The sequence below is a fragment of the Undibacterium sp. Ji42W genome (assembly GCF_049340405.1).
GTDB lineage: Bacteria > Pseudomonadota > Gammaproteobacteria > Burkholderiales > Burkholderiaceae_D > Undibacterium.
Genome location: NZ_JBMPOV010000006.1, coordinates 285,950 through 300,012, shown reverse-complemented (window position 1 = coordinate 300,012; position 14,063 = coordinate 285,950). Strand labels below are relative to the sequence as shown.

General features: G+C 52.2%; 12 protein-coding genes. 6 read left to right on the top strand and 6 right to left on the bottom strand.

Annotated features, from left to right (window positions below; all coding sequences use genetic code 11):
- Position 1: 1 nt before the first annotated feature.
- Complete coding sequence (locus tag ACO0LG_RS15395) at positions 2-238, top strand: DUF4142 domain-containing protein (protein ID WP_423028005.1); 237 nt, start codon at positions 2-4, stop codon at positions 236-238.
- A 76-nt stretch (positions 239-314) separates the two neighbouring features.
- Here ACO0LG_RS15395 and ACO0LG_RS15390 read toward each other — a convergent pair whose 3' ends face one another.
- Positions 315-551, bottom strand: a complete 237-nt coding sequence (locus tag ACO0LG_RS15390; RefSeq protein WP_423027818.1) for a hypothetical protein — start codon at positions 549-551, stop codon at positions 315-317.
- A 463-nt stretch (positions 552-1,014) separates the two neighbouring features.
- Between ACO0LG_RS15390 and paoA the strand changes: the two genes are divergently transcribed.
- The 5 genes from paoA (at position 1,015) to pgm (ending at position 6,930) form a co-directional block, all read left to right on the top strand.
- Complete coding sequence (paoA, locus tag ACO0LG_RS15385) at positions 1,015-1,662, top strand: aldehyde dehydrogenase iron-sulfur subunit PaoA (RefSeq protein ID WP_423027816.1); 648 nt, start codon at positions 1,015-1,017, stop codon at positions 1,660-1,662.
- Complete coding sequence (locus ACO0LG_RS15380; protein WP_423027814.1) at positions 1,659-2,612, top strand: FAD binding domain-containing protein; 954 nt, start codon at positions 1,659-1,661, stop codon at positions 2,610-2,612. The genes paoA and ACO0LG_RS15380 overlap by 4 nt, the downstream gene beginning before the upstream one ends.
- 4 nt (positions 2,613-2,616) lie before the next feature.
- Positions 2,617-4,815: an aldehyde oxidoreductase molybdenum-binding subunit PaoC gene (gene paoC / locus ACO0LG_RS15375; protein ID WP_423027812.1), complete on the top strand. Its 2,199-nt coding sequence runs from the start codon at positions 2,617-2,619 to the stop codon at positions 4,813-4,815.
- Positions 4,816-4,860: 45 nt separating this feature from the next.
- Entirely contained in the window at positions 4,861-5,109 is a 249-nt protein-coding gene (locus ACO0LG_RS15370; RefSeq protein WP_423027811.1) for a hypothetical protein, read from the top strand.
- A gap of 138 nt (positions 5,110-5,247) precedes the next feature.
- Positions 5,248-6,930: a phosphoglucomutase (alpha-D-glucose-1,6-bisphosphate-dependent) gene (gene pgm / locus ACO0LG_RS15365; protein WP_423027809.1), complete on the top strand. Its 1,683-nt coding sequence runs from the start codon at positions 5,248-5,250 to the stop codon at positions 6,928-6,930.
- Positions 6,931-7,531: 601 nt separating this feature from the next.
- Here pgm and ACO0LG_RS15360 read toward each other — a convergent pair.
- The 5 genes from ACO0LG_RS15360 to ACO0LG_RS15340 all read right to left on the bottom strand — a co-directional run bounded on the left by ACO0LG_RS15360 (position 7,532) and on the right by ACO0LG_RS15340 (position 13,701).
- Entirely contained in the window at positions 7,532-9,094 is a 1,563-nt protein-coding gene (locus ACO0LG_RS15360) for a GMC oxidoreductase (protein WP_423027807.1), read from the bottom strand.
- 14 nt (positions 9,095-9,108) lie between these two features.
- A complete protein-coding gene (locus tag ACO0LG_RS15355) occupies positions 9,109-9,963 on the bottom strand; it encodes an MIP/aquaporin family protein (RefSeq protein WP_423027805.1) in 855 nt (284 codons plus the stop codon).
- 128 nt (positions 9,964-10,091) lie between these two features.
- Positions 10,092-10,874 (bottom strand): glucose 1-dehydrogenase, encoded by a 783-nt coding sequence (locus tag ACO0LG_RS15350; RefSeq protein ID WP_423027803.1) that lies wholly within the window; start codon positions 10,872-10,874, stop codon positions 10,092-10,094.
- Complete coding sequence (locus ACO0LG_RS15345; protein WP_423027801.1) at positions 10,871-12,280, bottom strand: glucoamylase family protein; 1,410 nt, start codon at positions 12,278-12,280, stop codon at positions 10,871-10,873. The genes ACO0LG_RS15350 and ACO0LG_RS15345 overlap by 4 nt, the downstream gene beginning before the upstream one ends.
- A complete protein-coding gene (locus ACO0LG_RS15340) occupies positions 12,265-13,701 on the bottom strand; it encodes a GH39 family glycosyl hydrolase (protein WP_423027799.1) in 1,437 nt (478 codons plus the stop codon). The genes ACO0LG_RS15345 and ACO0LG_RS15340 overlap by 16 nt, the downstream gene beginning before the upstream one ends.
- Positions 13,702-14,063: the final 362 nt, after the last annotated feature.

The following is a 14,063-nucleotide window of genomic DNA, read 5'->3' as shown; positions in this document are numbered from 1 at the left end:
AATTTGCCCATCAAATGACATAGTCGTAACAGCACACAGGGAGGCAGTTAATCTGGTCAAGAACGCATCCAACTCTGCACAAGACCCTGATGTCAAAGCCTTTGCCTTGAAAACCCTGCCTTCGCTTGAACATCATTGGAGAATGGCCGAAGAGTTACAAAGCAAGATAGCGCAAAAAAAAATCCCTAGCTTAGTAAACAGGCCATCAATTGCAAAAAGCAAAAGAAAATCAACATGACATTAAGGCTTTGATCTTCTTCGACTTTGATTTTCTTCCATCGCTGCAAGCAATTTCCCGTATGGCAAAAGACAGCTTACAGTTCATCTGCAAAAGCTTTTGCCGGTTTGCGTGAAGACAGTTTACCTACCCGTTCCAGACCATGGATGTCATACAGTTTTTTATTCATCGTATCGTACTTTTCAGCAGACACGAGATAAGCAGCAGGAATCTCGTCGTCAAGTATCATGACAGGTTCAAGAATAGCTTCTCTCAATACTGCCTTTGCATGGCGACGGAGTTTTTTAATGTTGACTGAATGATCGGTGTGCATGGTTTTTCCTGTCTACAAAAAAGTAAAGCTAATAAAGAAATGATCGTCATTCATCTTGACGAATTACCTTGTCAGGTGAAGCAATAATAAAGGTAAAGCCGGCGATCGAAAGTCGGAAAATATGCGCTTGCCTTGTAGGCGAACATGCAGTTTTGAAAATGGAGGCAACTCAGAATCTTTCTCATCATTTCTTCTGGTCAAATTTCTGGTCAACCATTTCTCACTAGTCACATTTTTATTGCTCTCTTGCCGGGGCGATCTCCTACAAACGCAGGTAATAAGCACTTACCTTAGTGGCTGTAAGACCGATTTATCATGGCTGACCAACAGATCAATTTTCCAACGAGCGACCAGCAAGAAGCCACCAAAAATTTACCTGTCAAAAAAAGAGCACATTAGCTTCCGCCATAGGTCGCTCGCATGTGCAAAAGATCAGAACCTTAGGTTTCGGAGGTAGCATAAGATGGATGAATGTCATGACATCAAAATATCCCGGCGCGATTTGCTCATCACAGGTGCTCTTAGCGTGACTGCTGCCAGCGTACCCGCAATGGCAGCCGTGCAAGACACTGTGCCTGTGAGCAGGAATTTGCCGCCCGTCACTTCTACCATCAATTTCCATGTCAATGGCAAATCCCAGTCGCTGAATCTTGATCTCAGGACTACTTTGCTTGATGCACTGCGAGAGCATCTGCATCTGACTGGTACGAAGAAAGGTTGTGACCACGGCCAGTGCGGTGCCTGTACTGTCATTGTCGATGGCCGTCGTATCAATTCTTGCCTGACTCTGGCTGTCATGCATGAAGGTGCACAAGTCACGACAATAGAAGGCCTGGGCAATAAAGATAACTTACATCCCATGCAGGCAGCATTCATCAAGCACGATGGTTACCAATGCGGCTACTGTACGCCGGGGCAAATCTGTTCTGCTGTCGCGGTGCTGGAAGAAATTCGCCAAGGACAACCCAGCCATGTTACTGCTGGCCTGACAGCCCGTACTGCTATAACGCCGGAAGAAATACGCGAACGCATGAGTGGCAATATCTGTCGTTGCGGTGCGTATTCCAATATCGTCGATGCGATTGCTGAAGTCGCCGGGAGGCCAGCATGAAAGTCTTCTCTTATCAGCGTGCGCGAACACCTGCAGAGGCTGCTGCTGCCGCATTCAACGTCCCTGGTGCCAAGTTCATTGCTGGTGGCACCAATCTACTGGACCTGATGAAACTGGAGATAGAAACACCAGCCCACCTGATCGATGTCAATGGGCTGGGGCTGGACAAGATAGAGTCAACACCAGAAGGTGGATTGCGCATTGGCGCACTGGTGCGTAACACAGATTTGGCTACCGACGAAAGGATACGCCGCCACTATGGCGTTTTGTCGCGCGCCTTGCTCGCGGGTGCATCCGGGCAACTTCGCAATAAAGCCAGCACGGCGGGTAATTTGCTACAGCGTACACGCTGCCCTTATTTCTACGATACCAATCAAGCTTGCAATAAGCGCAGCCCTGGCAGTGGCTGCTCTGCCATAGGTGGCTTCAGCCGCCAACTGGCTATCGTAGGCGGCAGTGAAGCCTGCATTGCTACTCATCCCAGCGATATGGCCGTGGGCATGCGCGTGCTGGATGCCACTGTGGAAACCGTACAGCCAGATGGCAAGACCCGCATTATCCCGATTGCTGATTTGCACAGGCTACCAGGACAAACACCGCATATAGAAACTATTTTGCGGCCTGGCGAACTGATTACCTCAGTCACGCTGCCCAAACCAGTTGGCGGCCTGCACATCTACCGCAAGGTACGTGACCGCTCATCATATGCCTTTGCGCTGGTGTCTGTCGCTGCCATCATACAGCCAGACGGTAAGGCCAGACTGGCACTGGGCGGGGTGGCGCACAAGCCCTGGAGGATGGAAGCGGTAGAGCAAAAGCTGCCTGCCGATGCCAAATCCATTGCTGACAAGTTACTGGCAAGCGCCAAACCCACTCCAGGCAATGCGTACAAGATCGCCCTGGTTCAGCGCACGCTGCAAGCGGTGATGGCAGAAGCGAAGAGGGCTTGAAATCATGAAATTCATTACGCCAGCCACCACAAATCCCATTGACCGGTTGAAAGTCATTGGCCGCCCTACCGACCGCATTGACGGCCCCTTGAAAACCACGGGTGCAGCACCCTACGCCTATGAACAACATGAAGCCGCACCAAATGCGGCCTACGGCTATGTCGTAGGCGCTGCTATCGCCAAGGGCCGCATCAGCGCTATCGATCTGAAAGAAGCAAAACGCTCTCCCGGAGTGATCACCATTGTTACTGCTGACACCGCAGGCAAACTCGGCAAGGGCAAGATGAACACGGCCAAACTGCTGGCCGGGCCGGAGATACAGCATTATCACCAGGCGATTGCCGTCGTGGTGGCCGAAACTTTTGAACAGGCACGCTCGGCCGCGCAATTGATACACGTCAAGTACGCCAAAGAAAAAGGTGCTTACGATCTGGCGGCGGCGAAGGATACTGCCACCGTGCCCAAGGACGACAAACCTGACTCAAAATTCGGGGATTTTGCCGGTGCTTATGCAAATGCAGCGGTGCGGCTGGATGCCAGCTATAGCACGCCCGACCAGGCACATGCAATGATGGAACCACATGCCACGCTGGCCTCATGGGAAGGCGACAAGCTGACACTGTGGACAGCCAACCAGATGATAGACTGGGGTAAGGGCGATGTCGCCAAAACACTGGGCATACCTAAAGAAAATGTCAGGCTGATTTCACCTTACATAGGTGGCGGTTTTGGCGGCAAACTATTCGTGCGTGCGGATGCACTCCTTGCTGCCCTGGGTGCTCGCGCAGCCAGGCGGCCAGTCAAGGTCACCCTCACCCGCCCGATGATGTTTAACAACACCACACACAGGCCCGCAACCATGCAGCGTGTACGAATCGGTGCGGGCAGGGATGGCAAGATCACGGCCATAGGCCATGAAACCTGGTCTGGTGACCTGCCTGGTGGCAAACCCGAAACCGCAATCCAGCAAACACGTTTGCTGTACGCAGGTGCCAACCGCATGACCACGACCCGGCTCGCTGTGCTGGACCTGCCAGAAGGTAATGCCATGCGTGCACCGGGCGAAGCACCCGGCCTGATGGCGCTGGAAATCGCCATGGATGAAATGGCAGAAAAACTGCAGCTTGATCCTGTCATGTTCCGTATTCTCAATGACACCAAAGTTGACCCGGAAAAACCAGACCGGCCATTTTCACAGCGCCGCCTCATTGATTGCCTGCGTACAGGTGCAGAACGCTTTGGCTGGAACAAACGCAACCCGCAGCCTGCAAAAACCGCTGTCGGCCAGTGGCGCATAGGCATGGGCGTGGCAGCTGCTTTTCGTAATAATCTCGTCATGAAATCCGCCGCCAGGGTCAGGCTGGACCGCAGTGGCATCATCACCGTCGAAACCGACATGACGGATATAGGCACTGGCAGTTACACCATCATTGCCCAGACTGCCGCAGAAATGATGGGTGTTTCTCTGGACAAGGTAGTCGTCAAACTGGGTGACTCCAGCTTCCCGGTTTCTGCCGGTTCAGGTGGTCAGTGGGGCGGCAATAGTTCGACAGCGGGCGTCTACGCCGCTTGCGTCAAGTTGCGCGAAGCTATCATGCAGAAGCTGCAACTAGAAGGCACTGACGCTGAGTTCGAGGATGGCATGGTGCGCGCTGGCGGAAAGTCCCTGCCACTGCGCCAGGCCGCGGAAGCGGGTGAGATCACCGCAGAAGAGGCGATGGAATACGGCGACCTGGATAAAAAATACCAGCAATCAACCTTCGGTGCCCACTTTGTTGAAGTCGGTGTTGATATGTACACCGGTGAAATACGGGTAAGGCGCATGCTGGCCGTCTGTGCCGCGGGACGCATACTCAATCCCAAAGCGGCACGCAGCCAGGTCATTGGTGCCATGACCATGGGTGTTGGTGCAGCATTGATGGAAGAATTGGTGGTAGACAAGCGCGCAGGATTTTTTGTCAATCATGACCTGGCAGGTTATGAAGTGCCCATCCACGCTGACATTCCACATCAGGAAGTGATCTTCCTTGACGAAACCGATCCCATCTCTTCCCCCATGAAAGCCAAGGGCGTCGGCGAATTGGGTATCTGCGGCGTTGCTGCGGCTATTGCCAATGCCGTTTACAACGCCACGGGCGTGCGCGTGCGCGACTACCCAATCACATTGGATAAATTGCTGCCAGGCATGCCTGTGATTGTATAGCTTTACCACATACGTCTGAGCCAGCCAAGGGAATCAGGGACATCTATGCACATGCACTGGCCAGACATCTTCGATTTATTGCAATGGCCCGCCATGGTAGTAACCGTTATTGCCTCGTGGTGTGTTGCCTCTCGCATTGTCAATAAACGCAAGGCAGGTTTCTGGATTTTCCTGGTGAGTAACCTGCTCTGGATTATCTGGGGCTGGACAGCCCATGCTTACGCTCTGATATGCCTGCAATTTTGTCTGGCGGCCATGAATATCCGTGGTGTCATGAAAAACGAAGACAATTGAATTGTCTATCGCGGCAGCAGGCAAGACTGCTTGCCCAAAAACTTTGTTCGTCAACGAACAGATCAGGCCTGAGTCAAAAGCGATAATCCTTGGAACGTCTCAGAACCATGCACTTGCTAATATCTTAGAAAGAACCCCATGCATATCCATCCGCTTGCGGGCCAACTGGCACCAGATTCTGCACTGGTCGACGTGAGCCAACTCATCGCCGCCTATTACAAACAAATCCCTGATGCACAAATCGCTGCGCAACGGGTAGCATTTGGCACCTCTGGCCATCGTGGTTCATCATTTCAGACCAGCTTCAACGAACATCACGTTCTCGCCATCACCCAGGCGATCTGCGAATATCGCGAACAGCAGGGTATCAGCGGTCCCTTATTTCTCGGCATTGATACCCATGCATTGTCAGAACCGGCACGCATCAGCGCGATAGAAGTGCTTGCGGCCAATGGCGTCAGCGTCATGCTGTCAAGCGGTGATGAATACACGCCTACGCCCTCTGTATCGCTGGCTATCCTGATGCATAACCGGAGCCGCAATGCTGGTAACGGTAGTGGCTTGGATCAAAACACTGGACTGGCCGATGGTATCGTCATCACGCCGTCCCACAACCCTCCTGACAACGGCGGCTTTAAATACAATGCAGTCAATGGCGGCCCCGCAGATACGGCAACCACCGACTGGATAGGCAAGCGCGCCAATGAACTCATGGTAGCGAATGTGAAGGACGTAAAACGCATGCCCTTTGAGCGGGCCATACATGCTGATACGATACACCGTTATGACTTCATGAACGCCTATGTCAGCGAGCTTGAACAGATCATTGATCTTGCCGCGATACGCCAATCTGGCATACGTCTGGGTGTTGACCCGCTAGGTGGGGCTGGTGTGCATTACTGGGGCCGCATTGCCGAAAAATATCAGATAGACCTGACCGTAGTCAGCGATGTCGTCGATCCGACTTTCCGCTTCATGCCGCTGGACTGGGACGGCAAGATACGCATGGATCCCTCATCACCCTACGCCATGCGCCGCCTGCTGGATATACAATCAGATTTTGATATCGCCTTTGCCTGCGACACCGACCATGACCGCCATGGCATCGTCACACCTGGCGCTGGCCTGATGACGCCGGACCACTATCTGGCCGTCGCCATTGATTACCTCTTCCAGCACCGCCCAGACTGGGGCAGCAAACCCGGCATAGGAAAAACCGTCGTCAGCAGCCGCATGATAGAACATGTAAGCAAACGGTTGGGACGCAAGCTATACGATATGCCCGTCGGCTTCAAATGGTTCGCCCCCGGCCTGTTTGATGGCAGCTTGGGTTTTGGCGGCGAAGAAAGTGCAGGGGCCAGCTTTGTACGCCTGGACGGCAGCGCATGGACAACCGACAAGGACGGCATCGTCGCCGCCCTGCTAGCAGGTGAAATAAAAGCAAAGACCGGGCGCGACCCCGGCCAGTTATATGAACAGCTCACGCAAGAATTTGGCAAGCCCGTCAGCATACGCGTAGAAGCCGCCGCCACCCCGGCACAGAAAAAAGCGTTGTCCAACCTGTCCCCACAACAGATCACCAGCACATTGCTGGCAGGCGACAACATTACAGACATCCTCACCACCGCCCCCGGCAACATGACCGCCATAGGCGGCGTGAAAGTCATCACCAACAACGGCTGGTTTGCCGCCCGCCCGTCAGGGACCGAGGAAATCTACAAGATCTATGCAGAGAGTTTCAAGGGTGAGCAGCATTTGAACGAGATTGTGGCGGAGGCGCAGGAGATTGTGGATTTGGTTTTGTCGAAAATACCTAAATAAGGTGTTTTCAAATGGGCATCAGGAAAATAAGGAATTCAAAATGAAAAGAAATTCCGGGCTAATATTGACCTCAAAAATCACTGACGTAAATCAGTCGCATTGCAACTTTGTGAGTGCAACTCTCTCATCTGCAAATTTTTGTTGTCCCAACTGAACACACTAGCCTTCTGACGCGTGTCAACGCCGGCATGCTATCGAACGGCACAACCTGTCGTATACAGGCAGCGCAAGGCAACTGCTGATACGGCTTTCCTTCAATTGCTTGAACCACATGTACACTGTACTCTTCGCTAAAAATCACTGCGAATGCTGATGCGCTGACAGCTGCTTTTGAACAAGAACAAGATCGCGCAAAACACTTCACATAAGGCTCATTTACCCAGCCTGGCCTTTTGTTGCCCTTGATAGCAAGTCTCCTTTTTAAAAATTGTTCTCGTCTGATATTGTCTGGGCATGCCTTCTCATCCTATAAATCTATTCATCGTCTGCAAGTTGGAAAAGTTCTCGAACAGCTTTATAGCAGCATTGCGGCATTACATGAATCCGCTGCTCACTCTGTCACGTACCTTATCCTTATTACGGACCAGGAAATTAATTACGATCAACCCAGGCGATGTCGAAGATGGTCCGCAACACGCAGTGCGTTGGCAATAATCGTCAATGAAGGATTGACTGCGCCGCAGGATACAAAGAAACTGGCATCGACGACATACAGGTTATCCACCTCATGCGCCTTGCAATTGACATCCAGTGCTGATGTTGCAGGATCATGGCCAAAGCGTATCGTGCCGTTCTGATGCGCGGTGCCACCGATAGGAATATCCTGGCCCAGATATAAACTGCGCTCCCATAAATGCGGGTGCAAGTCCATGTGGATCAACATTTCCTTCAGCTTGATCTTGAGCCTGTGATGCGCTTCCATGTTATTTGGATTCAGCGACAATACGATGCCACCGTTTTCATCAAGCGTCACGCGGTTGCCAGGGTCTGGCAAGTCTTCTGAGGTCAGCCAGAAATCGACAGAATGTTCAGCGATTTCTTCGAGCGCAAAATGCGGCTTGAACGGCAGCCAGGTCGGTAATTCGCCTTTGATGGTATCGCCATGTGACTTCCCCAGCATTTGAATATGTCCAAGCGGATAATCCCAGTCAGGTGCACCGGCGTAAAAATCATTGATTGCCAGGGTCTTCTGGAATACCGTTTCATTACGTTTCAGGCTGACCGCCATCAGGGCAGAATTATTATGCCGCATGTAATGACGCCCCACGACGTCTGAGCCATTCGCCAGGCCATTTGGATGTTGCGGTGAAGCAGAGCGCAACAGCAGGGCCGCAGAATTGATTGCGCCACATGACACGACGACGATGTCGGCGCTATACACTTCATCCTTGCCATCGTGCCGTACATGGACGCTATCGACGATACGTCCGCTGGCATCCGTGCCGAGTTTTTCTGCATAGGCATTGGTCAGCAAGGTGACATTGGGGTATTTTAATGCAGGCTCAACACAGATGATATGCGCATCTGCCTTGGCATCAAGCATACAAGGGAAGCCGTCGAAAGCACTGCATCGTATGCACTTGCTATGCCTTGTCGGTTGACCATGAGCATCCTGGTCCAGCAAGATACCAAGCGGCAAAGGAAAAGGATGTAGCCCCTGTGCCTTGAGCGCTTCAGATAACTGCGCGACTCTTGGCTCATGGCTTACCGCAATATAAGGATATGGTTCAGAGGCGGGCGGATCTGTCGGGTCCAGCCCACGGGTCCCATGTACCTGATACAGTTTTTCTGCGGCACAATAATAAGGTTCCAGATCTGCATAAGAAATCGGCCAGGCTGGTGAGATGCCGCCGTGGTGTTTTATTTCACCGAAATCGGATTCCCGCAACCGGAATAAGGCAGCACCATAGAATTTGGTATTGCCACCCACGAAATAATGGATGCCAGGATGAAATGCCTTGCCATGCTGATCATGCCAGATTTCCTTCGCCTGGTATTTGGCCTTGACGAAAACAGCGTCGGGGCTCCAGTTGTCCTGTTCCCGTTTGAGAAAATCACCACGCTCGATCAGCAGGATGCGTTTACCTGTAGGTGCCAGGCTATGGGCGAGCGTTCCCCCGCCGGCACCGGTACCGATGATGATAATGTCGTAGTGCTTGACCATATTGAAGATAGCTCCTAAAGGGTATCGCGATGGGTATTGCAAAAGCGCGCACCGCGAATCAGGCTCGGCATATGGATGCCCTGTGCAGCAAAACAGCAATCGAAGTGGCAAGAAGATTCAGTATCATGATTGAGTTTGGCGCAGGCGATCAGGTGAAGTGGATGGCAACGGCGGTAAATCCACGCCGCAATGCACATGCCGCCGGGTGGCGCGATGAAATAAAGCCATCCCGCAGTCCATATCCCGCTGGGGATGGCTGATGCTGCCGTACGCGCAGGATTCATGCTCATCCCTGAATACGGTGACTCAAAGGTCACGAACAGAACGATCAGCACGCCGCATAGCAGGCCCGTGTATCTCATCAAACTGGCCTTGTTGCTTGCGTATAAGCTTACGCCCATTAACATTGCCGAAATTAGCACTTCCAGCATGAAGGCGATGGCTACTCCATATTGCCCAGGTGTGGTGACCACGAACGACACAGGTGGCCGGGCAAACGGCGCGCCAACCAGTGCCAGGGTCAGCAGCACCCCGCTTAAGCCACCAAGGAATTGCGCGACGACATACCCTACAGCGTCAATGCGGCTTATCTTGCCCATCATGGCAAAGCTCAGCGTCAACGCGGGATTGAAATGCGCCCCTGATCGAGCACCCCAGGGAGAATAGATTAATGCCACAGCAGTGCCGCCCATCGCCAACCCCATCAGAAAGCGCCGCAACAAGGCGGATGTCAACATGAGATGAAGTGGTGATGCAGGTGCTTCCAGCGCGGAGCAGGCGAGCCCGGCCGCCAGCATGAATACGCCAAGGCCACCAGCTTCAATCAGGTATAAAGGCCAATGCTTGCGGATAATATCTGCTGCGTTCATAGTCGGAGACCGGTTAGAACTCATCCAAATCTCATCACATTAGCCAGCATGACGCGACGTGCGCGGTTTGACGTGCGCCCTGCGCTAGTTTGCTGATGATGCACTGGATTGGGTAGGTGCTTTATAAATTATCCACCATGCGAGAAATCAGGATAGTCAGTCATGCCGCCATCAGCAAATACGGTTGTGCCAGTAACGTATGAGCCACCATCGGATACCAGGAAAGTGATAAGACCAGCAATTTCCTGTACCTGGCCCATGCGGCCCAGAGGAATTTTTTCGGCAAGATCACGCATTTGTTCAGGGTCACTCCATACGCTTTTGTTGATATCCGTCTGTATGGCGCCAGGCGCTACTGCCAGCACGCGGATGCCGAAAGGGGCCGCTTCCTGTGCCATGGTCTTGGTCAGCATCGACAGTGCCGCCTTGCTCGAGGTATAAGCGCTATACCCTGTCCAGGCGATGGTTTCATGCACTGAACTGATATTCAGTATGACGCCGCTCTTGCGCGGTACCATGCGTTGCAGCGCCTGCCGGGAGCAGTAGAAACTGCCAAACAGATTGACCTCGATGACGCGCCGCCATGCGGCAGGGTCAATATCCCAGCTCAGCGCACCGTGGCCATCAATACCAGCGCAATTGATGAGTATGTCAGGTGCCCCCAGTGTGGCATCAAGCTGTGCGAACATAGCCTGGACTGCGGTCATATCAGCAATATCGGCCTCCAATGCAATTGCCTTGCCTCCCTCATCAGTAATCCCACTCACTGTTGCATCAGCAGATGCGCGATTACCGATATAGTTAACGGCCACCGACGCGCCCGATGCCGCCAGTGAGCGGGCAATTGCCTGGCCTATGCCGCCACTGCCGCCGGTGACCAGGGCTACTTTTCCATCAAGCCGTATATTCATATTTTTTCACCCTCAGATAAGGCTGATGGATTTGCCTTTTCTATATTGTTTGAAGTTTGTCGAGTATTTGCAGTATTTTCATTCTGCACAGATATTTTTCTCGCGGCGGCGAGCCAGCCACCGTCAAAACCGGCGCTGATCAGGCCTGCTTGAATGTAAGGATTTTCTCGCATCATTTTCCACGGAAAATCATGCAGGTGGTTTTCTATCATGATGACCGTAGGGCCTTCATTGATGCCGAAATGGTAGGGCGATACCCAACCAGCCTTATGTGGTTCTTCTGCCTGGAAAGTGGGTGAGAACGAAGCCTTGAAACCATAAGGATTCACTTCTCGCAGGCGCAGATGCTGGAAGTGGGAAATGCTTGGCAAAACGACTTCTGGCGCAAATGGCAGGCAGGCAGCCACTGCCCATGGTGCCAGCGTGCCATCATCCGGGCCAAAAGGTGCGCCACGCGCAACATAATCAAAGAAAAGACGTTCAACGCCACGGATTTTCTTGACCAGGTTGCCAGGGCCGTCACTGGCGGTCACCCCCCAGCACAGTGCATTATATTGCTCGAAACCCATGGGATTTTTGATCGCATACTGCTGTTGTATCAACGTTGCACGACGGCTGTTTTCAAAATAATCAGCGTCATGTGTGCGCATGAAATCATCACGGATATTGCGAAAATCTACCCATAGATGGGACATCTGGTGTATGAAAAGCGGTCCGGCATACAGGTACTCAATATCGTAAATACATTTCCATTCATAACTGGTGGTCCAGGCAGCATAACTTTCCGGTCCGATAGGAAATGTGGGGGAACCCAGTGCCAGCAAATACAGGATCAGTGCCTCGTCGTACCCTTCCCAGTGCCATTGCAGGAAGCCGGTTTCCGGCTTCCATCCATGACAGATCAGTTGCGATCCAGCTAGCATCCATTGCCAGTCTGCCCGTTGATAAAGTAGGTCAGCAAATTCACGGATTTTCTGCTCGACCGCATTGTCCTGCGTAAAATATTGCGCGGATGTCAGCACGCCGGTCAGCAACAGGCCGGTATCAATGCTGGACAATTCGCAATCCCAGGCGCGGCGTCCGGTTTCCATATCCAGGAAGTGATAATAAAAACCTTTATAGCCGGTCGCATTTATACCGGTACCCTGCTCACTTTCAGCAAAAAATTGTAAGGTGGTAAGGGTGCGTTGCGCGGCATGTGCACGCGACATGAAACCGCGTTCCACGCCTATCGTATAAACAGTCAGCGCCATCCCTACTGCGGCAATGCTGGCTGGCCAGTTTTCGGCGGTCTTGTCACGTATCAGGCCATTGGCAGGATTGACTTCGTGGATGAAATAATCGAAGGAATCTTTTTGCAGGGATGTCAGTAAATGCGCATCGTCCATGATCAGGTGACCTCCCATTCAATGGCGATTAAATTGACGGACTGTGCAGCAACAGTAAATGACATGCTCAACGTCTTTGCCGTGCCGGTAAATTCGATGTCGTTGGGTTGTGGCTCGGAAGCCAGCTTCAGGCTGCTGACCTGTTCTGCCGACAGATAACCTGGTTCGCCCCATTGCTGCCAGAGGGTAGCAGGATTGGCATTTTCTGCATCAATGCGGTGAATGTCCACCTTGCGCGCCCGCTGGCCCGGCTGCAGCTGGAGTGTCAGCGTGATCGCTTCTTCTCTGATGTCGTGACGTGGCATTGCCTGGTTGATGCACAGTACATGCGCATCGCCTATCCACAGCATGACGGTGGGATGCGATTGTGGCACGGGATAATGGCGTTCGCCCAGTTTGGCGACCATTGCCAGCGCCTGATAAATGGGCTTCTTTATGCCATGCAAGGTCATCAGACCAAAGCCACCGTGAAAAGGCTGGCTGGGAAAGTAATTTTCTTCAAATATATCGGAAAATGTCCAATAGCTATAGGCATCGACCACATCATCAACGCCCATGACAATGCGGGTCGCCAGCGCAGCGGCAAAAGAGCCATCATGCTGTGGGTCACGCGGATTGGACGTGATATTCCATTCCGTGTACAACAAAGGTTTTCCTTCAGCCTGGGCTCTTGCGCTCAACGCGTGTTCACGCATGACATCCAGCGGCGCATGTTCCAGTTGGGTCACCGTATCAGCACCGATCTCACCAAAGGCATCGGTCGGATAATAATGCGTGCTGATGAAGTCAGCAGGCAAATCACGGGATTTGCAAAATTCCTGGAACTCAGGTATCCACGCATTGCCAGCAGAGGCGGGGCCGCCAACCCGTAAACGGGTATCCACTCCCTTGATCGACCTGACCGTGGTTTCATACAGATCAAAATAAGCTAGCTGCCCTCCCGTCCAGAAAGCGGGCAGATTAGGTTCGTTCCACACTTCGAAATACCATTGCGCGACTTCATCGATACCGTATCTATCTACCCAATGGGCGGCCAGACGGCGCATGAGTTCACCCCATTCTTCAGGGTGACGTGGTGGCGTGATATTACCCTTGTAATGAAAAACAATATCGCCACCCGAGGACAACGTCGACGGCATGAACGACATTTCAACAACAGGCCGCATACCTATGGAAACAAGAAAATCAAAAATCTGATCTGCATTGAAAAAAGAATAAACGAATTGATTGCTCTGGCAAATCAGCGTACCCATATCGTCATCAAGCAAACCATGGAAACGGATATATTGAAAACCAAGATCGTCATGAGCCTGCCTTAGCTGTGCCTGCCAGTCAGCGCGCAGTGCAAGTGTCGCATGGCCACTACCAACGCATTTCCGCCACGGATGACGCAGGCTCGTCGGTGTAGCATTTAAATCGCAATGTAAGGTAATAGGCATGATGATACAGGGCTTGTATGGATAACCAATGTAGCATCGAAATTCGATCGCTGACGTGCGCTGGCGTACACAAGAAATTTTTTAAGCCGGAGGTTTCAGCTTGCGTCTTCATTTGATCTCCCTTTGGTAAGCACATGGAAGAGAGTCGACAAGTATTAATCGAATCCTGTGCCTGTGATTAATCGTTTACTGCCGCAGCAGCCTGGCAAATCGTTAAAGAGTTAGCATGATCCTGCTATGCCATGGAAGGATATCCCTGACCTGTGAGCCATTTCCACATCTTGCATACGCTCACTACACTCCTTCGATTGCGGGATTCTGAAATGGTCCAACTCACCTTCAACCGCTGCTTCTCAGTATCA

What these genes read in the sequence shown, in the direction of transcription:
- ACO0LG_RS15390 (WP_423027818.1), bottom strand. Translation starts at nt 551, where the DNA reads ATGCACACCGATCATTCAGTCAACATTAAAAAACTCCGTCGCCATGCA.
- ACO0LG_RS15380 (WP_423027814.1), top strand. Translation starts at nt 1,659, where the DNA reads ATGAAAGTCTTCTCTTATCAGCGTGCGCGAACACCTGCAGAGGCTGCT.
- ACO0LG_RS15360 (WP_423027807.1), bottom strand. Translation starts at nt 9,094, where the DNA reads ATGGTCAAGCACTACGACATTATCATCATCGGTACCGGTGCCGGCGGG.
- ACO0LG_RS15370 (WP_423027811.1), top strand. Translation starts at nt 4,861, where the DNA reads ATGCACATGCACTGGCCAGACATCTTCGATTTATTGCAATGGCCCGCC.
- ACO0LG_RS15350 (WP_423027803.1), bottom strand. Translation starts at nt 10,874, where the DNA reads ATGAATATACGGCTTGATGGAAAAGTAGCCCTGGTCACCGGCGGCAGT.
- ACO0LG_RS15340 (WP_423027799.1), bottom strand. Translation starts at nt 13,701, where the DNA reads ATGCCTATTACCTTACATTGCGATTTAAATGCTACACCGACGAGCCTG.
- ACO0LG_RS15355 (WP_423027805.1), bottom strand. Translation starts at nt 9,963, where the DNA reads ATGAACGCAGCAGATATTATCCGCAAGCATTGGCCTTTATACCTGATT.
- paoA (WP_423027816.1), top strand. Translation starts at nt 1,015, where the DNA reads ATGGATGAATGTCATGACATCAAAATATCCCGGCGCGATTTGCTCATC.
- paoC (WP_423027812.1), top strand. Translation starts at nt 2,617, where the DNA reads ATGAAATTCATTACGCCAGCCACCACAAATCCCATTGACCGGTTGAAA.
- ACO0LG_RS15345 (WP_423027801.1), bottom strand. Translation starts at nt 12,280, where the DNA reads ATGGGAGGTCACCTGATCATGGACGATGCGCATTTACTGACATCCCTG.
- pgm (WP_423027809.1), top strand. Translation starts at nt 5,248, where the DNA reads ATGCATATCCATCCGCTTGCGGGCCAACTGGCACCAGATTCTGCACTG.